Source organism: Streptomyces sp. NPDC021562, assembly GCF_040640875.1.
GTDB lineage: Bacteria > Actinomycetota > Actinomycetes > Streptomycetales > Streptomycetaceae > Streptomyces.
Genome location: NZ_JBFACN010000006.1, coordinates 104,753 through 127,597 on the forward strand (window position 1 = coordinate 104,753; position 22,845 = coordinate 127,597).

Below are 22,845 nucleotides of genomic sequence, written 5' to 3' on the forward strand. Positions count from 1 at the left end.
ACCGTTGACCCGGCTGCGCCTGCGCTCGACCCTGACGGGCGAGACCCTGCTCATCCACCCCCGGGGCAGGTTCGACGACCGCGCGGCCGCGTTCGCCGCGGGGATCGCCCCGGACCCCCTCCACACCCTCGCCGTGGTGGACCTCCCCGCCGACGCCCTGGCCACGGCGTGGGAGGCGGTGGCCCGGCTGCTGTCGGCCGCCCGGTACGGCAGCCCCCGGCTGATCTTCGGCCGGGGCAGGCCGGAGGACATCCGTACGGCGTGCCGGCACATCGCCGACCGGCTGGGACGCGAGGTGCTCGCGCCCGACGGCGACCTGGTGCCCACCGTCGGCGGCGGCCTGTTCGTGCCCGGCGACGACGGCGCCGCCTGGCTGCGCTTCCGGCCCGGCCACGACCCCGAGCCCGTGGCGCAGCGCTTCCCCAAACCGCACTGGGAGTTCTCCGCGCCTGCCGTCGCCCGGCCGGCCGGGCCCCGCACCGTCGCCCAGCCCCTGCCCGCGGGCGTGTGGCTGCGCCACACCGACCGGGATCCCCTGGCCGCCCACCACCGGCGCGCGGTCGAGGCCACGCCCATCGATCCGCACCGCTACCTGGTCGTCCTCGGCAGCCCCGGCACCCCGCCGCTGCCCACCGAGGACGTGGTCCGCTTCTGGGACACCGTGCTCCCCGGCGCCCGCCCGGCGGTCCGCTTCGTCCGGTACGGCACCCTGGACGTCCCCGACGGCCAGGTACTCGCCGACGCCTTGTCCCACCCGGTCGTCCTGTACGACGGCCTGCCCGCCGACGACGGGACCGCCGCGGCCGAGACGACATACCTCCCCACCGGCCGCCCACTGCCGCCGACACCGGCACCGGACTCCGGCGACACCTCCGTACCGCCCCTGCCCGCCGCGCCCCCCGTCCGCACGGAGTCCGGCACCGCCGCCGGCCATGACGCCGAGGACACGACGGACCTCTCGGAGGCACCGACCGTACGCAACGAGAGCAGCACCGACGCCGACTCCGTCAGCGACGGCGGTGACGGCAGCGGTGACGGCGATCCGGTTGCGGAGCCCCGTCCGGGGCCCGGCGGCGGTGCGGCGAACATCGGCGAGGCACCCACCGTGCGCAGCAGGTCCCGCGCCACCCGGCAGGCCGCCCCCGCCCAAGCCCCGGAGACACAAGCGACAGCGGCCCCGGCACCACAACCGACGCCCGTCCGCCCCCACCTCTCCCCCACACCCCAACCCCCGACCGCACCCACACCTCCGACCGCACCCCAACCCTCGCCCGCACCCGCACCTCCGGCCGGACCCGTGCCTCCGGCCGAGCCCACACCTCCGACCGAACCCCAACCACCGACCGAACCCCAGCCCTCGCCCGCACCCGCACCTCCGCCCGCACCCGTGCCTCCGGCCGAACCCCAACCACCGACCGCACCCGCATCTCCGGCCGAGCCTCAGCACTCGGTCCAACCCCCGCCCCTCACCGCCCCCCGACCCTCGACCTCATCCGAGCACCCCGCCGACCCCCAGCCCCCGACCTCACCCGAGCCCCCCGCCAACTCCCACCCCTCGGCCGTCCCGATGCCCCGCGCGGAGCCCACGGTCGGCGCCGAGCGCGTCGTATCCGTCGGTGCCGCCGCGGCCACCCCTTCCCCCGTCCGCACCCAGCCGCCCCCACCGCCCGCCTCGCCACGGTTCCGTCTGGAGTCCGCCGCACCCGAGCCGGAACCGGAGATCGGCGCCCTGCGCGCCGTGGACGGCACGGAGGGCCACCTCGACGTCACCCCGCCGACCGCCGAGCGGACCTCTGTCGTCGGCCCCGCCCCGGGTCACCCCGCCGGTGGGCCGTCGGCCTCCGCGCGGGCGGGTGCCGTGCGGGTGCAGCCGGTGCCGCGGGCCGCGGCCCGCGCGCTGCCGCCGGAGCGGGGGGTCGCGCAGGAGCGGGACTGGCTGCGCCGGACCTTCAGCGAGCAGTACAACGCCCTGGCCGGCTCCGTCTCCCGCGTGATGTCGGAGTCGCCCGGACTGCGCGGCCGGTCCCGGACGGAGGCGGCGGACGCGCTGACCGACCTGGTGGCCGTACGCCTCTACCTGTCCGGCGACCCCCGTCCGGCCGACGCCGCCGTGCGCGAGGCCGTACCGGGACCGCACGTGCCGCTGGCGCGCTGCGTGACGGCCGGGCTGCGGCGGCTGCCCTCCTACCGGGGCCCGGCGCTGCTGCGCACCCTCCTCGGTGACGCGGAACGTGCCTGGTACCGCGAGGGCGGGCTGGTGACCGAGTGGGCGTTCTGTCACGCCCGTACGACGCTGCACCCCGGCCCGCGCGGCAGCGGCGCCACCGATGTCCTGATCTGGTCGATGACGGCCCGGCGGACCACGTCGCTGGACGCGGCCGTCCCCGACCGGGTGGTGTTCCTGCCCGGCACCGTCTTCAAGGTGCTGCGCGCCGGGGGCCCCGTCGTGCTGATGCGGGAGCTGTCGCCGTCGGAAGCCACCCGGAACGGCCAGAGCAGCCAGGACGACCGGGACGACGGCGTGGCGGCGAAGCTCGACGAGATCGCCGTCAAGGGCCTGGAGAAGATCCTGGACGCGCTGGAGCGGACCGGCACCGACGCCGCGGCCGAGAGCGCCGATCCGCCCGGCCTGATCGTGACCCCCCGTGCGGTCCGCACAGAAGGAGCCCAGCCGTGAGCAGGCAGGTGTTGCCGGTCGCCCCGGACCGTCCGGGCGCCCACCGTACGATCGGCCAGGCGCTGGCCGAGGCGGCGGAGGGAGCGCTGATCACGGTCGCGCCGGGCCGGTACGAGGAGCAGTTGGACATCGTCCGTGCGGTGACCCTGGCGGCGGAGGGCGGCGCCGGGACCGTACAGGTGCACGCCCCCACCGGGAGCACGGTCGTGGTGCGGGCCGAGGCGGTGCAGCTGTCCGGGCTCGTCCTGTCGGGCGCCGACCGGGAGGCCCCGGTCCTCGACCTGCGGCGCGGGCAGTCGGCGCTGGACGGCTGCCGCATCGAGGGCGCGGCGTGGACGGCCGTCCTGGTCTGGGACGAGGGGACGCTCGCCGCCCGCGGCTGCCGGGTGACCAACCCGCACGGCGCGGGCGTGGTGGTCACCTCGCGCGGCGGCAACGTGCTGGCCGACACCGAGATCGCCGAGGTGGGCTCGTCGGCGGTGGTGGTCGCCGAGCACGGCCGCCTCGACGTGCGGGACTGCCGGCTGGACCGCCCGCGGGGCAACGGTGTCTGCGTCAACGGCAACGCCTCCGCGACCGTCGAGGCCACCGTGGTCAGGGGCAGCGGCAAGCCCGCCGTCGCCGTCGAGCAGGAGGCGCGCGCCACGCTGGTCCGGGTCGCCGTGACCGGCAGCACCGCGCTGGACGCGTACCTGACCAGCCGGGGCGAGACCACGCTCACCGACTGCGCCTTCTCCGGTTCGGCCGGCCAGTCCGTGCACATCGCCGACGGCGCCGCGCCGCACCTGCGGGGCTGTGCGGTCACCGGCGCGGCCCGCAGCGGGGTCCAGGTCACCGGGGGCGCCCGGCCCCGCCTGGAGGACTGCGAGATCACCGGGACGCCGGTCGGCCTCCACGTCACCGGCGCGGCGACCGCCGTCACGGCGACGGGGCTCGTCGTCCGGGACGCCGCGACGGCCGCCGTGCAGGCCACCGACGCGTGCACCGTCGAGCTGGAACGGCTCTCCGTCACCGGCGGCGCGGGTACCGGAGTCCGGGCGCAGGGCGGTGCCCGGGTGACGCTGCGGGGCGCCGAGATCGCGATGAGCGGCGGCGGCCACGGGGTGACGGGGCTGGGGCTCGCCGGGTCGGCGAGCGCCTTCCTGGCCGGGTCCGTGCTGCGCGGGTGCGGTGCGGTGGTCGGGGAGGACGCGGAACTGACCGCGCACGACACCGAGTTCACCGGTGCGCCGGGGGACGCGGTGCGGGTCCTCGCGGGCGGTTCGTTCACCGCCGTGGGGTGCCGGATGACCGGTGCGCGCGGCCAGGGCGTCAACGCCCATGCCGACGCCCGTACCGACCTCGGCAACTGCGCGGTCGAGGACAACGCCGGCGACGGACCTGCCGACCGGGCGGGCGACGGCTCCGGCGGCGGCCGTGCGGGGAGCGGCGGCTCGCAACCGTCCGGCTCGGCGATCCCCGTCTCCCCGCCGACGGCGGGCTCGGACGTCTCCCGTTCGGCCACCGGCCCGCTGGCCGAACTGGACGCGCTGGTGGGCCTGGAGAGCGTCAAGCTGGAGGTCACCGGGCTGATCAACCTCAACAAGATGACCAAGCGGCGTACCGAGATGGGCCTGCCCATGCCGCCGATGAGCCGCCACCTCGTCTTCGCGGGACCGCCCGGCACCGGCAAGACGACTGTGGCCCGGCTGTACGGGGCGGTCCTCGCCGAACTCGGCATCCTCGGCCAGGGGCACATCGTCGAGGTGGCCCGCGCCGACCTGGTCGCCCAGATCATCGGCGGCACCGCGATCAAGACCACGGAGGTCTTCAACCGGGCGCTGGGCGGGGTGCTCTTCATCGACGAGGCGTACACCCTGACCAACCAGTCCCGGGGTACCGGCCCCGACTTCGGGCAGGAGGCCGTCGAGACGCTGATGAAGCTGATGGAGGACCACCGGGACGAGATCGTCGTCATCGCGGCCGGCTACTCGGAGCACATGGACCGGTTCCTCGCCTCCAACCCCGGTATGGCCTCCCGGTTCGCCCGGACGATCGAGTTCCCGAACTACTCCCCGGCGGAACTGGTCACCATCGTCCGAGGCCTGTGCGGCAAGCACCTCTACGAACTCTCCGACGACGCCCTCGACGCGCTGTCCCGCTATTTCGAGGACGTTCCCAAGGGCCCCACCTTCGGCAACGGCCGGGTCGCCCGTCAGGTCTTCGAAACGATGATCGGCTCCCAGGCGTCCCGGCTGGCCATCCACCCCCCGGTCCACGACAGCGAACTCAGCCTCCTGACCGCCGCCGACACCCCGACCACCCCCACCGCCCCCGCACGAGCAGCCACCGCTCCCCCCACACCGAGCGACACCCCCACCCTCACCCCCGCACCCGCACCCGCACCCGCACCCGCACCCGCACCCGCACCCGCACCCGGCGACGGTGCTTCCGCCCCGCAGGGACAACCCGCGCCCGACCCCGAAACCGTCACGGACGGTGCGCGCCGGAGCACGGCGGCCGTCGGCGGAGCCGAGGCCACGGCCCCCGGCGACACCGCCACCCGCCACCTCACCGCCCTCACCGGTCTCACCCCCGTCACCGACGCGCTGACCGCCCGCCTGGACACGCTCGTCCGGCTCGGGCAGGGCACCGCGGGCCTCGCGGACGTCGTGCTGGAGGGCCCCCCGGGCAGCGGGCGCCGGGCCGTGGCAGCCGCGTACGGGCGGGCCCTCGGCGAGCTCGGGGTCGTACCGTCCGGCGCGTTCACGCACGTACCGCTGTCGGACGTGCCCGCCCGCTGGGCCCCCCAGCCGCGCGCGTTCCTCGCCGACGTGTTCGGGCGGGCCGCCGGCGGCCTGCTGGCGGTCACGGTGGACCCCGCCTTCGAGTCCCGGCCGGAACCCGAACAGCAGGCGGTCGTCGACGCGTTGACCGCGGAGACGGCGGCCCGCGGCCCGTACGGCGCGGTCCTGGTGCTCTGCGGGGGCGCCCCGCGCCTGATGGAGCTGCTGCGCACCCGGACCGACCTGGCCGGGGCGTTCGCCGAGTACCTGCGGCTGCCCGCCTGGACCGGCGAGGCCCTCGCCGAGCTGACCCGGCGGCGGCTCACGGTGCTGGGTCTGGACGTACCCGAGGACGTCCTCGCGGCGCTCGCCGCGCAGGACCCGGCGCACGGCGCGTACGGCGCCCACCGGCTGGCGGACCGGATCGCCGCCCGCGCGGCCGCCCCCGCACTGGTCCTCGCCGATCTGGCGGACGAACTCCCGCTCACCGACACGCTGGTGGCCGGCTGACGGGTCGCAGGGACAGAAAATCACGGCCGGTGGGGCAGCGAGCCCGGCATCCGGCCCCTGACCGGTGCCGAACCGGACCACCATCACGAACGACGACTTCCACGTCCCCGTACGAGAGGAGCGGCCATGGCCGCCAACACGAGCACCTCGGTCGACACGTCGGGCATGCGGGCCGCCCAGGGCAGTTTCCAGACCGCCCTGGACGAGGCCAACAGCACGTACACCCAGATGCAGAGCCAGATCGAGGCGCTGCGCTCCAGCTGGACCGGTGACGCCTCGACCACCTTCCAGACCGCCATGGACACCTGGCTCACCGACTTCAGCACGGTCAGGCAGCAGCTGGAACTGATGCTGCAGAAGCTCCAGGCCAACACCGGCAGCTACGACACCACTCACCACAGCACCAGCGACATGGCGAACCAGCTGCACAAGAGCATGTCCACGCCGCTGCCCGGCTTCTGACCGACCGTCGTCCCACGACACGCCCGACACACGAGGAGCGAGCCATGCCCACATACACGGTCAACATGAACCAGGTCGAGTACGTCATCGGCGAGATGACCGCGATCAGCGGGAAGATCCAGGCGGCGCTGACCGATCTCGACGACAGCGCCAAGGTGCACCTGAGCGAGTGGACCAGCGACGCCCGCGCCACCTACGACGCCGCAAAGGCCAAGTGGGACGCCGCCGCCGACGACATGGTGACCCAGGCCCAGAACGCCACCAACGCCCTCGGCCAGATCAACGAGTCCTACTACGCGGGCGAGCGGCACGGCGTGAGCCTCTGGGACCAGTGACATGACCGACGGCTACAGCGCCATGAGCAACACCGGTGGCAACAACAACAGCAGCAGCACCGGATCGACCGGCGACCACCACTACCACGGCGGCACCGACGTCCTGCACGTCCCGGGGATCCTCTCCGACCTGCACCCCTTCGTGCCCCCTCCGGTGCCGGGCGGCGACGGCCACAACGGGACCTCGGTCAGCACACCCTCGCTGGACCTGTTCGCCCACAACATCGACCTGCTGATCCAGCCGGTGCGCGACGTCGCCACCGCTCTGAGCGACGTCTCGATCGCGCCGGGCGCCTTCTACCACGCCAACGTGATGCGGACCACGGTCAACGGTCCGAACGCGGACGCCGGCCTCAAGAAGAGCTACGGCGACGCGCTGTCGGCGCTGGTGCGGGGTCTGACGGACCTGCGGGACGGCGTGCAGGGGCTGAGCCGGAGGTACACCACGACCGAGGACGCCAACACCATGTCGGCCCAGGACCTCGCGGACGCCTTCACGACCACCACCGCCGACTTCAACACGATGATGACGGCCAACGGCGGCAGCGGCATGACCACCGGCACGGGCACGGGCAATTCGAACAGCAACAGCGGCCACGGCAACACCGGTCACGGCAACACCGGCAGCGGCAACTCGAACACCACCACCTAGGCGCGCTCCGCGGGAGGGCGAAAGTGCCGGACTACAACAGCGGCGGCTTCCACCAGGGCGACGACGGGACGATCTTCGGGAATCCCGACGGCTCGTCCAACGGAAGCATCACGGACTACGACAACTGGGACTGGAAGCAGATCAAGGCCGCCGTCTACGGCATGTCGTCCGGTGTCTCCACCGACGCCAACCTGGCCCACGCCCGCGCCATCGCGAACCCGCAGTCACTGCTGGACGCGGCCAACGCCTTCTTCCACGTCCAGCGGACCCTGGAGGGCGTCACCCAGAGCCTGGTCGACCAGGCCAAGGCGCTGGCCGGCGACAACGGTCCGTGGGGCGGCAGCGCCGCCGACTCGTTCCTCGACATGATGACCAACTTCTCCCGACAGGTGAAGGCCAACGCCGACGTCCTGTCCGGGGGGTCGACGGGTGACCACTCCATCCCGCACCAGCTCGCCAACAACGCGATCTCCTTCCAGAGCGCGCAGAACATCCTCGCGGACATCGACAGCTGGTACGCGGACCAGGCCGTCGCGATGGGCGTCACACCGATGTCCGACGGGCTGATCCCGATCAGCCAGAAGCCCGAACTCGTCAGGATGATGACCGACGACATGCGGGCGGTCCTGAAGAGCCTCGCGCACTCCTACCAGGTCACCACCGACGCCATCGTGAACCCGACCCCGGTGACCTCACCGACCGGCGACCCGAACGACTCCGGCGGCGACAACGGCCTCCCGAACCCGAACGCCGGCCTGAACACCGACCCGGGCGGCGGGCCCGACAGCGGCATCGGCGGCCTCGGCGACACGGGGAACCTGTCGGACCTCTCCGGCTACCCCGGCCTCGGTACCGGCCTGGACAGCGGTCTCGGCACCGGTGACGGCATCGGCGGCGTCGGGGACCTGGCCGGTCCCGACGGTTCCGGCGGCGATCCCGCCTCCTTCTCCGGCGACCTGGGCCTGGACGGCTCGGGCCTCGGCGGCGCCGACGGCCTGGGCGGCCTTGGTGACCTGGGCGGCCTTGGTGACCTGGGCGGCCTTGGTGACCTGGGCGGTCTGGGTGACCCGGGTGGCCTGAGCGGCCTCGATCCGTCGGCCATCGACAACGCGCTCAACCCCCTCTCCTTCCCCGGCCTCGGCGGTCTGGCGGGACTGGGCGGCCGTGGCCTCGGGGCCGAGGGGGAGAGCTCGCTGGGCGGCCTGTCCACGGCCGACCCGGCCGCCTTCGGTGACACCGGTCTGGACAACGGTCTGGGCGACGGCCTCACCGGCGGTCTGGGCGGTGACCTCGCCGACGGCCTGGCCTCCGACGCCCTCGCCCCGTCCCCGTTGGCCACGTCCTCCGGGATGCCGTACATGCCGGGAATGGGCGGCACCGGGGCGAACGGCGCCGGTCTCACCTCCGAGCCCACGGACGCCTCGGGGCTGCTCGACTCCAGCGCGGATCCCTGGGAGGGCGAGGAGGTCCCCGGCGACGAGGTCGGCTCGGAGCTGGGCGCGGCGGCCGGCGGCGAGGGCCTCGGCACGGGCGGGATGCCGTACCTGCCGGGGATGGGCGGGATGGGCGGCGCGTCCGGCGCGGGCCGGGACGGTTCCGGCGAACGCACCGACGCCTCCGGGCTGCTCGACGGGAGCGCCGAGCCCTGGGAGGGCGCGGAGGAGTCCGGCGACGACGAGGCCGGCTCCCCGACGGGCGCCCTTCCGGGGGTGCCGTACCTGCCCGGCTTCGGTACGACCGCCCGCTCCCGCACGAGCCGTGCGGAGGCCGAAGGGGCCGAAGGGGCCGAAGGGGCCGAAGGGGCCGAGGAAGGCGTTGCCGAGTCGACGGCACCGGCGGCGGAGGGTGTGCCTCCGGCGGAAACGGCCTCCGTCCCCGAGACCGCCTCCGCCCCGCTCGCGGCACCGGTCGCCGTCGGATCCGACGGAGTGCCCCTGTCCACGGACCCGGAAGGAGACGACGGCGAGGAGGACTTCTCCGCCTGGGAGGCCGGAGCCGGGGCGGGCGCGTTCGTCCCCCTGCTGTGGGCGCTGCGCGGCGACGGCGAGCGGGAGACGGACCCCGGACCGGCCGAGTCCACCGAGCCGCGCACCACCTGGCAGCCGGAGCGCACCGCCGCCACTGCACCGGCCGGTGCCTCCGCCGCCGGCCTCGGCCCGGCGATGTGCGGGGACGGCGGCCCCGAAGCGGAGGAACCCGAGGAGCCGGCAAAGGCCGAGGCGGAGCCCGACGAGGAAGCGCCCGCCCGGGGCATCGCGGACCTGCTGGTCCAGCACCAGAGCACCTGGGGCGCCCTGCCCGACGACTCCACCGCCGCCTACTGAAGCACCCGAGAGGACCGTCCGTGCCCAGCCCGTACGACCGGCAGATCGAGGATCTGCTGGAGCAGTACCGCCGTCAGCGCGACGAGGCGGCCGAGACCCGGCGCCGGATCAACGAGACGACGGCGACCGTGACCGCCCCGCGGCAGACGGTGAAGATCACCGTCGGCGCCCAGGGGGACGTCACCGCCATCGAGTTCCCCACCGGCGCCTACCGCCGGATGGCGCCCAAGGAACTCGCCGACGTCCTGCTCACCACCCTGCGGCAGGCCAGGGCCGAGGCACTGGAAGGCGTCACGGGCGTGCTGTCGGGGCAGTTGCCGCCAGGGGTGACCGTGCCCGACCTGCTCCAGGGCCGGGTCGACCCGGCCGCCGTACTGCCCGAGGACCCGGCGATGCCGGACTCCGTACGCGACTACGTGGACCACGGCTTCCGGGGAGAGACCCATGAGTGACGGCACCTTCTCCGTCGACACCGCCGCGCTCGACCGGTCCGCTCCCCAGATGCTGGAGCTGGCCGGGCGGATCCGGTCCATCGCCACCAAGCTGGACGGCCGGCTGGAGGCGCTCGGCGCGTGCTGGGGCGACGACGAGAGCGGACGGCAGTTCCTGGAGCAGTACGCCGAGCCCAGGCGGCAGCTCAGCGAGGGCATCACGGGCCTGGGCAACGTGCTCGACAGCACGGTGGACGGCATCCGCACCATGGCCAGGGGGTTCGCCCGGACCGAGGAGGGGAACGTGGAGGCGCTGCGCGCCATCACCCCGTCCACGTCCACGGCCGCGGGCTCCGGGGCGGCGGGCGACGGCCACGCCACACCGCACGGCACCCGGCGGTGAACGTCCCGGTATGAGCGTCGACATGCCCCCTGAGCTGGCCTGGGTCGCCCGGCTGGCGGTCGGTCAGGCCTGGCCCAGGGGCAACGAGGACCACCTGCACGCCCTCGGCCAGGCGTGGCAGGACGCCGCACAGGAGCTCAAGGGCATCAGCGGGCAGATCGGCGCGACCGGCAACGGGGTCCTGGAGAGCGTGGGCGGCCAGGTCGCCGACGAGTTCCACTCCTTCGTCACCCAGCTGGAGTCGAGCCTGCCGGAGATGGCGGAGTCCGCGAACCAGCTGGGCAAGCTCGGCAAGCACACCGCCGTCCAGGTCGAGTACTCCAAGTACATGATCCTCGGTCAGCTCATCCTGCTGGCCGCGCAGATCGCGGAGTGGATCTTCTTCGCGCCCGAGGTCATCCCGGTGGCCATCACCGCGGCCCGGGTCGCGGTGAAGATGATCCTGCGCCGGCTGCTCATCTCGGTGGCGACCGGTGTGGCCATGAACGTCGGCCTCGACGTCGCCGTCCAGACCATCCAGTTCCTCAAGGGCGACCGCACCGAGTGGTCCACGGACAACACCGTCTCCGCCGTGGTCTCGGGGGCCATCGGCGGCGCGGTGGGCGGCCTCTTCTTCGGCGCGGGCAGCGTCCTCGCGCCGAGGTTCGCGCACTCGCTGCTCGGCAAGGGCATCCTCGGCGCGGCCACCGGCATCGGCACCGCCGGGATCATGTACGGCATCTACCACAGCGGGCAGGACGAGTTCGGCTCGTCCATCAGCGCCGGTGCGCTGGGCGCCCTGGGCGGTGGCGGCAAGCGGCGGTTCGGCGGCAAGGGCGACACGGTCAAGATCGACCCCGTGCACGTGAACGTCCCGGGGGCGCTCACCTTCGATACGGCGACCCTGCCCGCCACGGTCTCGGCCGAGAAACCGGAACTGTCCGGTACGAACACCTTCAAGGAGACGGCGGGCGGCACGACGACGGCCGTCACGAACGGGACCGCGCACACCACCGGTGCGGCGCCCACGGCCCAACCGGGCACCACCGCCCGCACCGCGACCGCCACCGGCACGAACACCGCCGAGGCGGGGCACGGAGCCTCCCGCACCGGGAACTCCGCCGTCGTGCACGAGACGACCCACGGCGTGTCCTCTCCCGGCACCGCCGAGCACGAGACCGGGCTGCCCGGATTCACGACCACCGTCACCACCGCGTCGCACACCGCGGCGTCCACCACCGGCGCTCCGCCCACCACCGGCGCTCCGTCCACCACCCGCGCCGGGACGGCGGCCACCGCGCCCACGCCGACCCGCGCCACGACGGGCGGCGGCACCACCGGCACCGGGCCCACCACCACGAGCGTGAGCCGCCCCACGACCACCGCCGGCCCCGGTGCGACCAGTACGACCGCCACCTCCACCCCGACCGCCACGGGCGGCGCGCGTCCGTCCACGGTGAGCACGGGCCCGGGGAGCACGGCCACCGGCCACGGCAGCACAGCCGCCACCGGTCCTGCGCCGTCGCCCGTCCGCGCGGAGTCCACCGGCGTGACGGAGACCGGAGCGGGCGTCACGGAGACCGGCACCGAGGCCGGGATCACCCCGCACGAGACGGCTGCCGCACCGGAGCAGGGAACCGCGGCCACCTCGGCCACCTCGGCCACCGCCGCCACCGCCGCCACCGCACACGGGACCGGCGCCGCACCGGAGCGGGGAACCGGAACAGTCGTCGGCCGACCCCGTGACGAGGCCGCCGCGCCGGTCCCGGACCCGCCTCCGCCCCCGGGCGGCCACCCGGCCGGTTCGGCCCCGCCCCCTCGTATGCGGCTCGACCGCACGCCGCGCATCGTCGTCCGGTCCGCTTTCGAGGCCCGGCGTTTCACGTACCGCGACGAGGGGGTCACCGACCTGACCGTCAAGGTGGCGTTCCGCGACGGCGGCCGGGGACACGACACGGACGCCGTCTGGGCCAAGGTGACGGCCGGCGTCGAGACGTACCTCAACGCCCCCGGGTACCGCCTGCCCGGCCCGGACCACACCCCCGGTGCCGGTGACCGGCTGCACGTCACCGTGGTGCGGGCGAAACCCGGCGAGGAGGCACACCTGACGGTCGACCTCGTCGACGGTGACGGGGTCATGGACCAGCGGAGGTGGCGGGCGGACGCGGAACCCGTCGAATTCGCCCATGAGCTGACGCACCAGGTGCTCAACCTGCGGGACGAGTACCGTGACGACGCCGTTCCGCACCGCCCCCAGGTCGAGGGCAGCCTGCTGGGCGACTTCCACACCGACTCGCCCGACGGGCTGAGCAGGGGCGGTCTGCGCGAGCGTCATCTGCAACTGGTCGCGGCTGTCGTCGGCGACCTGCACCGCGAGGAGCCGGGGCTCGGGCACGACGCGGAGTGGGAGCAGACGCGCCTCGCGGCGACACCCCACAAGCGCAGTCACACCTGGGTCGACCCGGTCTCCGACCCCACGCGCTACGAGCCGCTCGACGGCTCCGGGCAGAAGGCGTCGGCGGTCACGGAGCCCCGCATGCATGCGACCTTGCTGGCACGCCGGCGGCAGATGGCCGCCGACTCCGACGAGGAGCCGGACGCGGACGCGGAGTGGGACGACACGCCGAGTGCCCCTGCGACCGGACACGCCACCACCGCCGCGCCGGGCCCGGCGCGTTACATGGGGCCCGCGCCCACCCCTGTCACGGCACAGCACGACCACGGAACGGGTGCCGGGGAACAGAACCCGGACCGTCCCAGGACGCCGGAGAGCGGGGACCGTACCGGGCACACCGCCGCCGCCGACCACCGTACGGCCGTGGCAGAGGCGGCCGTGCCCCCGCCGGTGTCGTTGCCGGACGGCCCGTTCACGGCGCACACCCTGTGGGGCGAGGAAACCCCCGTGCAGTTCGGTCTTGTCGTCACCAAGGGCCGCTACGGCCGCAGCGACGAGCTGACCCCGGTCGCGTACTCCGACGGCCCGGAGACGGAAGCTCTCCCGGTGGAGGACCCGGACGGCCTCTACAACCTCTGGGTCGGCAGGAGCCTGGCGTACCAGGGCATGGCGGAAGCGGCCGCGCACCGGCTGCGACTGATCACCGAGCGGGCACAGGGGACCGTCGACACGAAGCAGGCGGGCGATCCGGAACGGCGACGCGCCGAACGATTGCTGCGGACGAACGCGTCGATGGAGAGGGACGGCTGGCGGCCCGAGTATCGCAGTGAGTTCCTGCGCATGCAGATGCTGATGGGAGACAGCGACTTCCTGAAGGATCTGCCGGCGGAGTTGGTCGTGAACAACCGTTGGAGAAGCGGGACCGAAAGCGGTGCGCACCCGGAGACGCCGTGGGCTCTGGTCTCCCCCGACGATCCGGACGGACCGATCGGCGGTTCGCTGCACGGACCCGACGGGGTGTCGGAGCGGTTCCACGCCTGGCTGGACCAGAACGGCGGCCAGAGCGAACATCTGGCGAACTGGGGTGCGGACCAGTCAGCCGGCTCCACCACCGGCCTGGCGCTGCGCTTCAAGATGATGACGAGCCACTTCCGTCCGGCGAGACATGAGGACGGCTTCCACCTGCCTCGTCTCGAGGTCTCGGATCTCCACGACGACACCTTCCCGCCCATGGGCCATGACGATGCCAAGCTGGTGACGCGCTTCGACCCGGTGTACATGCGGAGCATGGTGGCCCAGCACGTCTTCACCCACGAGATCCTGACCCGGGTGAAGATGCCCAACGTGGACGCCGGGAGGGGTGTCGTCCAGCTCCTGCGTCTGGACAAGCGGGATCTGGTGAAGGAGGCCAACGACGGCACAACCCCCGGCATCGGCGACCGGATACGCATGCGGCGCGGGCCCGCGGACTCGTTCAGTCTGCTGACGCAGTACAAGGACGCGACGCAAGAAGACCACACCCTGGGGCCGTTCTGGGTCACCGCGCAGGAGATCCCGCTGCACCAGGTCTTCGGAACGTACCTGCAGAGCAGACCCGGGGACCCTGAGCACACCCTCTTCCTTTACCACTCCGAGAACGAGTTCCTCGCGCTGTCCGACGGGGTGGAATCCGTCTTCCACGGCACGGACACACCCCCGGTGCTTTCCGTGGTCCGGGAAAGCTCCGCAACGCACCCCGACGAGTACGCCCCCCGCGCCCCCGTCAGCAGCGGTGACAACCGGCGTACGGCCTCCTCGGACGACGCCTCCGCGCACCAGGCGTCGTCCGCCGCGCAGGAGCAGCCGGACACGGACGTTCCCGCCGAGTCCTCGTCCTCCCGGGTGGTGACCCCGGCTGTGGCACGGTCGCGCTACGGGATCCCGGAGAAGAACTTCGACAAGTTCAACCGGCTGGCGCGGGCGCGCGAGCTCGTGATCGACGTCCGCCCGACCAACCCGACCTCCGTCCACTGGCTCGAAGCGGGGAGGCTGCCCAAGCCCAAGGACATCAAGGCCAAGTCCATCAACGACCTGGACATCCAGCTGGGGGCCAAGCCCGAGAAACGCGGTCTGGTCGGTTACTTCGATCCGGTGCTGCCGGAGCGCGGCGACCTCGACGAGCCGACCTGGAACCGGATCGAAGCGCGGTACGCGCAGCGCGCCGAGGAGTTCAAGGCCCTGGCGCCGGTCATGGCCCGGCTCCGCTCCGAGGACCGGTTCCGGGTCGAGGACGGGGTGGTGCTCGGCCGGGACGACCAGGGCGAGTGGCGGGAGATCACCGGCGACCACGACGTGTTCGACATCAGCACGCCGGGCGGCACCCGGCTGAGGGGCGAGCGGTACGACGAGGTCGTCGGCGCCATGCTGACCAACGACATGGGCGTCATGCACGGGGCGCACATGGCCTGGGAGCCGGCCACGCCCTTCAGCAAGGGCATCTTCAGCAAGATCGTGGACTCCCACCGGGAGGGCGGCGAACCTCTCCTCCGCTTCGGCCCCGGACACGCCAACCCGGAACTCGTCCACGTTCCCTCGGAGTTCCTCACCAAGGACGGGCAGCCGGCACCACCACCGGCATCCACAGGCCACGCGCAGCACCACTCGCCCCCAGAGCCGGAGCCACAGCCGAAGCCCCGAGACCCGGAGCCGCAGCCGAAGCCGCAGCCGAAGCCGAAGCCGCAGCCTGAACCGAAGTCGGCCGGAGGCTCCCTGCGCTCCTCGTCGGCGTCCGAGGACGTGGTGGTCGGGGGGCGGCCCGAGGAACCCCGGGTGTCACCGGTCACGGCGCCCGCGGCGGCCGTCGGGGAGGTGGTCGGGGGCGCCGAGCCGGAGCCCGTGACCCCGGCGCCGGAGGGCCACCCCGCGCCCCCGCGACCGCCGGGCGACGCCCCCCACCTGGCGGAGGCACCCGCCGGCGACCACCCCGCGCCGGCCCCCGAACCCCCCGAAGCCGCCGAACCCCCCGCCCCCGCCGATTCACCCGCCCGGCTCGGCGGCCGGCACCTGCGGTCGCTGGCCGGTATCCGGATCACCGACGCCCCGGGCCCGGAGGCGCTGCGCGCCCGGGTGCTGGCCACCCTGCCCGAGGCGCACCGCGCCGACCGCCGACTCGTCCAGCGGCTGGACACGGAGTTCGACCCGGCCACCTTCCGCACCCGGCACGAGCAGATGGTCAACGGCGGCTGGCGCTTCCAGATCCGGGTGGCCGGCGCCCCGCACGAGGTGCTGCTCACGGCGACCCCCGGGAACTGGGCGCGGCGCGCGGAACAGGCGACGGCCGAGGAGAGGGACGGCAAGAGCTACGACCGGTCCGCCGAGGCCAAGCGCGCGGCCGATCCCAAGAAGACCTCGCTCACCACCACGGAGGCCGGGCTGGACCTGGCCCCGAACCTGATCGTCCAGGCCGGTGGCCGGGGGGACCGGATGGGTCTGATCACCCCGTCGGTCAAGGCGGGCGGCGCCACCCACGCGACCGACACCTCGGTGAGGACCGGCGCCGAGACGGGCACCAAGACCTCCCTCACCGGCCCCACCGACACCTACGTCTCCCGCTTCCACTACGAGGCGACCGTCACCGGCCCCGACGGCCACCCCCTCCCCCGGGCCGCCGGCGACCCGGTCACCGGCGACGTGACCGCGGAGATCACCCGCACGGCACCGGACCCGGCGGACGACCGCGCCGCCGAGTGGAACGGCTGGGAGAGCGACCGCCCGGGCCCGCCGGAGGGCCGTCCGCTCGACGTCACCGGCCTGAGCGCGCTGCACGAGGACGTCTTCCGGCGCCTTCCGCGCGAGGGCCGTCCCGACGGCGTCGCGCACCGGGCCATCCTGGAGTTCCTGTCCCCGAAGAACGTCGTCGACGGCTTCGAGCACGCCGCCGGCTGGGGACTGACCTCCGAACGGCTCGACCTCACCGACGGCGGCCACGCCTGGCTCCGGCTCACCCTGGAACCCGAGACATCGGTGCGCGAGGGAACCGTCGCGGGCAAGTCCACCGTGACCAGCAAGGAGACCGGCGAGCACGCGACGGGCCGCAGCGACACCTCCACCTGGGGCGCGGGCCTGAACGGCGGCGGCGCGCAGCGGCTGTGGAAGAGCGGCACGACCAAGGAGTCGTCCTGGCTGTCGGTGACCGGCGGCTACACCTACGCGGCCAGCCACGCGCACCAGGAGAAGGGCAAGCAGACCTTCTCGCTGGAGCGGAGCCTGGAGCGCAAGGACGCCGGTGACCTGGTCAGGACCGGTGCCCGGTTCCGGCTGGAGGTGCTGCGCGAGCGGCTGTCCCCCGGCCCGGACGGCCTGCACGCGGTGCGCGCCGAGCCCGAGCCCGCTCCCGCGCGCGGCGAGCCCGGACACGACGAGGAGAACCCGGCCGCCGTGCGCACCGGCGAGGTGATCCGTGTCAGTGACCGCCCGGCCGCACCGCCCACGGGTTCCGACGCCGGCGCCGGTGCCGTGCCCCGTGACCTCCGTGCGCCGCTGGTCGCCCAGCGCACCGCCTTCGTCGACGTGCCCGGCTCCCGCGAGTTGGAGCGGCACATCACCGAGCGGCTGCGCGAGCTGGCCCCCGGCATCCTGCCGCCGCCCGACGGCACCGCCGGCCGGGTCACCCCGCAGGCCATGGAGAACCAGCGCCTGCTGCGCGAACGCGTGTCGCGGTCCGGGCTGCGCGCCGACGGGGAGGATCTCCTCGACGGCACCTTCCGGATCACCCTGGACGCCTCCCATCTGCCAGGGCTGCCGGGTCGTACGTACGAGGTGGTGGTCCGGGCCGACACCGGGGCGGGCCGCCACGACGGGGCGGCGGCGGGCACCGCGAAGACGACGGTGGCGCGCGGGCACGCCGCCGACAAGGGGGTGACCCGGGGCAGCAAGCACACCCTCGGTGTCAGCGGCTTCCTGCGCAGGGCGCTGAACCCACCGGACACCGTCAGGGCGTTCGGGAACGCCGGTGTCGACGGCTCCTACGGCCCGTCCCGGGCGACCGTGGCGTCCAGCGAGACGCAGGCCAAGCGGACGTTCCAGTACAAGGGCCCCGGGGACGCGTTCAGTTACCCGGTGACGTACCGCGTCCTGGTCGCCCCGCACCGGGAGGGGGCGCCACCGAGCCGCCTGCCGGCCGCACGCGCCGCCGACGGGCACGGGCCGGACGGGGTGCGGGAGGTGGCCCTCGCGGCCGACGACCGGCTGCGGGTCGAGGTGCGCCGGGCGGAGCACTCCCCGTCCGCGCCCGCGTATCTGCCGAACCCCCGGCTGCCCCTGGCGCACGCCGTCCTGCGCGTCACCGACGAGGCGGGTTTCCAGCGGCAGGCGCGGTCCGCGCTGGAGGCGGCGTACCGGTCCCGCGAGCCCGACGTCGAACCGCCCCGCATCCCCGACGATCTCGACGAGGCGGTGGCGGCCCTGGCCGGCCGCGCCCAGCTGCCCGGTCTGGTGTCCGCCTCGCACACCGGCTGGGCCAACACCCTGGACCGGCACGTCGGCGACGGCCGGGCCCCCGACACCGTGGGCCTGTCCGTGCGCACCCGGCTGATCGGCCTGCGGTACCAGGAGACGCTGTCCGGGGACGCCACGCTCGACCTGGAGCTGAAGGCGAGCGGCGCCACCGCCCTCGCCGACCAGTCGTCGTGGTCCGTCAAGGGCAGCCTCGGCCCGGACTTCGGGCTGTTCCCCGAGACCGCGACCGGCGCGCTGACCACCACGTTCCAGGTGCGCGGCGGTGGCAAGGCCAAGGTCGGCGGCCAGTGGGACGACGTGGACACGCTCAAGCAGCAGACCGGCACCACCCGCAAGGTCAGCCACACCGGCACCTGGCACGTCTACCGCGCCACGGCCGAGGTGCGGGTGGCCGGCCGCCTCACCGAGGCGTCCGGCGCCTCGCACGTGGGCCGCCCGGTCCCGTACTTCCACGACATCGACGTCCTCCTCTCCGACGAGGACGTGGTCCGCATGGGGAGCGCCGTCGCCACGGCCCCGCCCCGGGAGCTCCGCGCCACCCTGCTGGACCAGGGCATCTCAGGGGGTGCCCTGGTCCACCTGCCCGACACCGACCCCGTGCTGCACGAGATCGACCGGCAGCTGCGCGGGCCGGACGCCGGCGCCCACCCGGTGGCGGCCCTCCCGTTCGCCGACACCTTCTCGGCAGACGCCCTCGCCGCCCGCTACGACGAGCTCGTCGGCCCAGGCGTCCTGGACCGGCACGTCGAGATGACGCGGGCCGGACACGTCGTCACCGAGGTGCTGGTACGCGGGATCAGCGACGGCTGGCACGACGACGGCTCCCGCTCGGACCGCCCCCTGACCCGTGACGTCACCGCCGCGCACACCGTCAAGGGCAAGGCGGGCGCCAAGGGGACCTTCGGCGTCGAAGGCAATCTGAGGGGTTCCGTCGATCCTCCGGTGCCACACGTCAACGCGTTGTCCGCGGCACCCGCCGGCGCCCTCGAAGGCGGCCGGGGCAGCAGCGCCGAGTCCGGCGTGAGCACCACCGTCGGTCACAAGACGTCCGGGTTCGGCGACACGAACGCCCGCTTCACCACGGACCTGCGGTACGAGGTGACGGTCACCCGGCGCACCGAGATCGGCCGCTTCATGCGCCTGCCGGCCGAGCCGGATCCGGTGGGCCCGCACCAGGCCACCGCCTGGGTGCCGCTGTCCCTCACCGAGGACGCGGCCGCCGCTCCCCATCCCGGCGCACCGGCCGCCCCCGACGACCCCGCCCACCCGGCCGCCCAGCCGTTCGGCATCGAACTCGGCCGGGTCCGCGACCCCGCCCAGTGGGCCGCCTGGCAGAACACCCTGCACGAGGCGCACGACCTGGTGGGCTTCGACAACAGCAAGGCCCTGCACGACACCGCCGTCCAGCTCCAGGCCGCCCCGCGTCCCTGGGGCGACGGCGTGCTGGGGCAGACCGGCGCGTACTACTCCTGGGCCCTCGCCAAGGGCGCCGACGCGGCCGGCTGGGCGGCCCACACCGTGCTGCCCTCGTCCGTGACCGAACACGCCTCCCGGTTCCTGGCCACCTTCACCGCCGACTCCCGGCTCGGCGCGGGCCACGACCTGAGCCAGGAACAACGCCTCACGCTGGAGGAGCAGTTCGCGATCCGTCAGATGTTCTCCGGCCAGTCGCTGCCCGCCCTCTTCCACGAACTGGCCTCCCCGGCGCTCCCCTACCGGGTGCCGGGCACCTCGCTCGCCGTGTCGATGGAGGCCATCGGCCCCGCCGAGGAGCTGAGCCGTCGCGCCGCCGCCGACGACGAACTCTCCGTCGCCGTCAAGGACGAGTCGGCCACGGCCGCCACCCACTCCTACAACTGGAGCGTCTCCCCCGCCGACCTGGCGGTCCTCACCCAGGACCCGGTCCTCGGCATCCCCCTCAACACCACCCGCCTCACCCGCGACCGGACCTTCGACTCCGACCGCCCCGTCACCCGCACCCCCGGCGCCCCGAGCCGCCCCACCCCGGCCCCCGCCCCGTCCCTCCCGCACGACCTGCCCCCCACCGAACCGGGCAAGGCCGCGCGCAGCGGCGCCACCGCCCTGATGCGCCAGCCCGTCCGCATCACCCTCCACCCCCATGACGACACCGGCCCCCACGGCACTCCCCGCTCGGTGACCGGCCACGTCTTCCACTGGACCACACCCGCCGAGCCGGCCCCGCCCGCCCCGGCGCACACCCACGACATCACCTTCACCGCCGAGGAGACCCCCACCCTCGACCCCGCCCAGACCGCCCACCTCGACGCGCTGGCAGGCGACGTCGCCCGGCACGCCGGCCCCCCGGCGACCCGCCCCACCGTCCTGATCACCGGACACGCCTCCGTGACCGTCTCCGGCCAGCCCCACTTCGGCAGATCGATCCAGCTGGCCGCGGCACGCGCCGCCCACGTCCGCGCACTCTTCGCCGCCCGCCTCGACACCCACCTGCGCGCCCTCGGCTCCCCCCTCACCTCGGACGCCTTCACCATCACCACCGCCCCCCAGGAGGCACCACAGCACACCACAACCATCACCATCACCCGCCCGTGAACGAGAAAACCCAGCTCAGACACCGTCTGAGCTGGGTTTCAGTGGAGCCGCTTTCGGGATTCGAACCCGAGACCTACGCATTACGAGTGCGTTGCTCTGGCCATCTGAGCTAAAGCGGCGCGTCGCCCGCACCATGGTGCGATCAGCGACGTCGGTAAGTCTACACAGTTTCCGGGGGTGCTCCGTACACACCCCGGAGTGGGTGCTCCGGGGCCGGCCGTGGCCGCTATGAGCAGCGCTTTCCCTTCGCCGGCGGGGTGCCCTTGAGCAGGTAGGTGTCGATCGCCGAGTCGATGCAGGCGCTGCCCCGGCCGTAGGCGGTGTGGCCGTCGCCGACGTAGGTGAGGAGGTGGGCCGAGGTCAGCTGGCCGGCCAGGGACCGGGCCCAGGGGTAGGGGGTCGCCGGGTCCCGGGTGGTGCCGACCACGACGATCGGCGCGGCGCCCTTCGCCTCGATCCGGTGCGGCTCCCCCGTGGCCTTCACCGGCCAGTACGCGCAGTTCAGCGAGGCCCACGCCAGGTTCGGCCCGAACACCGGGGAGGCCTTCTCGAACTCGGGCAGCGCCTTCTCGACCTGCTCGGGGGTGGTGAAGGCGGGCGGCAGGTCCAGGCAGTTCACCGCCGCGTTGGCGGACATCAGGTTCGAGTAGTGGCCGTCGGAGTCCCGCTCGTAGTAGCTGTCGGAGAGGGCGAGCAGACCCGCGCCGTCGTTCTCCTTCATCGCCGCGTGCAGCGCGTCCCGCAGCTGCTCCCACTCCGCCTGGTCGTACATCGCCGCGATCACGCCGGTCGTGGCGAGGGACTCGGTGAGCTTGCGGCCGTCCGCGTCGCCGGTCGGGACGGGGTGCGCGTCGAGCTTCTGGAAGAACGTCCTCATGGTGTCGGCGATCTGCTCCGGCGTGCTCCCCTTGGCGCCGAGCGGGCAGTCGGTGCGCTTCGCGCAGTCCTTCGCGAAGGACTGGAACGCCGTCTCGAACCCCGCCGTCTGCTCCAGATTCAGCCGGCGCGCGGTCAGCGAGGGGTCCATCGCACCGTCCAGCACCATCCGCCCCACCCGGTCCGGGAAGAGCCCCGCGTAGGTGGCGCCGAGGAACGTGCCGTACGACGCCCCCACGTAGTTCAGCTTCTGGTCGCCCAGCACCGCCCGCAGGATGTCCATGTCGCGTGCCGAGTTGACGGTGGAGACGTGCCGCAGCAGCTGCGCCGCATGCGTCCCGCAGGCCTCCGCGAACTTCTTGTACGCCCCGACCAGCTGGTTCGTCTCCTGCTGGTCGTCCGGCGTCATGTCGGTCTCGGTGAACGCGTCCATCTGCCGCCCGTTCAGGCACTGCACGGGCTCGCTGCGGGCGACTCCCCGCGGGTCGACCGCGACCATGTCGTAGCGGGCCCGGACCTCGGCGGGGTAGCCGATGCCCGCGTACTGCTGGAGGTAGTCGACCGCCGAGCCGCCCGGCCCGCCCGGGTTGACCAGCAGCGAACCGAGCGGCTTCGCCTTGCCGGTCGCCCTCTTCCGGGCCACCGCCAGCCGGACGTCGCCCGCGCCGGGCCTGGCGTAGTCCAGCGGGGCCTTCATCGTGGCGCACTGGAAGCCGGGGACACCGCAGTCGCGCCAGCTGAGCTTCTGGTCGTAGTACGGCGCCAGCGGGGACGGCGTCGCACGCGGCAGCGCGGCCAGCTCGGCGGTACCGGCCGGGGTCGCCGCCGACGACGCCGCCGCCGTCGCCGCGCTCCCCGGGGAGGAGCACCCGGAGACGAGCAGGGCGGCGGCGGCGAGCAGAGCGGCCGCCATGGTCCGGGTGCGGGGGGTCCGGGGCCGATTTGGGTTCTGGCGGGGCATTCGCCTGA

General features: G+C 74.0%; 10 protein-coding genes and 1 tRNA gene. 9 read left to right on the plus strand and 2 right to left on the minus strand.

Going from position 1 to position 22,845, the window contains the following annotated elements; all coding sequences use genetic code 11:
• Nucleotides 1-4 precede the first annotated feature (4 nt).
• From AB0G52_RS11345 to AB0G52_RS11385, 9 genes are all read left to right on the plus strand, one after another.
• Nucleotides 5-2,677, plus strand: coding sequence for a hypothetical protein (locus AB0G52_RS11345; protein WP_361335953.1), 2,673 nt, complete (start codon nucleotides 5-7; stop codon nucleotides 2,675-2,677).
• The gene (locus AB0G52_RS11350) at nucleotides 2,674-5,952 is read left to right on the plus strand and encodes a right-handed parallel beta-helix repeat-containing protein (protein ID WP_361335956.1); all 3,279 of its coding nucleotides are present in this window, start codon (nucleotides 2,674-2,676) and stop codon (nucleotides 5,950-5,952) included. The genes AB0G52_RS11345 and AB0G52_RS11350 overlap by 4 nt, the downstream gene beginning before the upstream one ends.
• 126 nt (nucleotides 5,953-6,078) lie before the next feature.
• Nucleotides 6,079-6,414, plus strand: coding sequence for a WXG100 family type VII secretion target (locus AB0G52_RS11355; protein WP_132889454.1), 336 nt, complete (start codon nucleotides 6,079-6,081; stop codon nucleotides 6,412-6,414).
• Between the two features lie 44 nt (nucleotides 6,415-6,458).
• Nucleotides 6,459-6,749, plus strand: a complete 291-nt coding sequence (locus AB0G52_RS11360) for a WXG100 family type VII secretion target (RefSeq protein WP_361335959.1) — start codon at nucleotides 6,459-6,461, stop codon at nucleotides 6,747-6,749.
• A gap of 1 nt (nucleotide 6,750) precedes the next feature.
• Nucleotides 6,751-7,401, plus strand: a complete 651-nt coding sequence (locus tag AB0G52_RS11365; protein WP_361335962.1) for a hypothetical protein — start codon at nucleotides 6,751-6,753, stop codon at nucleotides 7,399-7,401.
• 23 nt (nucleotides 7,402-7,424) lie between these two features.
• Complete coding sequence (locus tag AB0G52_RS11370) at nucleotides 7,425-9,725, plus strand: WXG100 family type VII secretion target (protein ID WP_361335964.1); 2,301 nt, start codon at nucleotides 7,425-7,427, stop codon at nucleotides 9,723-9,725.
• Between the two features lie 20 nt (nucleotides 9,726-9,745).
• A complete protein-coding gene (locus AB0G52_RS11375) occupies nucleotides 9,746-10,177 on the plus strand; it encodes a YbaB/EbfC family nucleoid-associated protein (protein ID WP_132889458.1) in 432 nt (143 codons plus the stop codon).
• A complete protein-coding gene (locus AB0G52_RS11380) occupies nucleotides 10,170-10,559 on the plus strand; it encodes a WXG100 family type VII secretion target (protein ID WP_361335967.1) in 390 nt (129 codons plus the stop codon). Before AB0G52_RS11375 ends, AB0G52_RS11380 begins: the two co-directional genes overlap by 8 nt.
• Nucleotides 10,560-10,569: 10 nt before the next feature.
• Entirely contained in the window at nucleotides 10,570-21,000 is a 10,431-nt protein-coding gene (locus tag AB0G52_RS11385) for a hypothetical protein (protein WP_361335970.1), read from the plus strand.
• Nucleotides 21,001-21,042: 42 nt separating this feature from the next.
• On the opposite strand, the gene AB0G52_RS11390 is transcribed toward AB0G52_RS11385, so the two are convergent.
• Nucleotides 21,043-21,119 (minus strand) — tRNA-Thr (locus AB0G52_RS11390).
• 107 nt (nucleotides 21,120-21,226) lie between these two features.
• On the minus strand, nucleotides 21,227-22,789 hold the full coding sequence (locus tag AB0G52_RS11395; protein ID WP_361336208.1) for an alpha/beta hydrolase: 1,563 nt from the start codon (nucleotides 22,787-22,789) through the stop codon (nucleotides 21,227-21,229).
• Between the last annotated feature and the right edge of the window lie 56 nt (nucleotides 22,790-22,845).

Coding starts and splice junctions, on each gene's coding strand:
- AB0G52_RS11355 (WP_132889454.1), top strand. CDS start 6,079: ATGGCCGCCAACACGAGCACCTCGGTCGACACGTCGGGCATGCGGGCC.
- AB0G52_RS11360 (WP_361335959.1), top strand. CDS start 6,459: ATGCCCACATACACGGTCAACATGAACCAGGTCGAGTACGTCATCGGC.
- AB0G52_RS11365 (WP_361335962.1), top strand. CDS start 6,751: ATGACCGACGGCTACAGCGCCATGAGCAACACCGGTGGCAACAACAAC.
- AB0G52_RS11380 (WP_361335967.1), top strand. CDS start 10,170: ATGAGTGACGGCACCTTCTCCGTCGACACCGCCGCGCTCGACCGGTCC.
- AB0G52_RS11385 (WP_361335970.1), top strand. CDS start 10,570: ATGAGCGTCGACATGCCCCCTGAGCTGGCCTGGGTCGCCCGGCTGGCG.
- AB0G52_RS11395 (WP_361336208.1), bottom strand. CDS start 22,789: ATGGCGGCCGCTCTGCTCGCCGCCGCCGCCCTGCTCGTCTCCGGGTGC.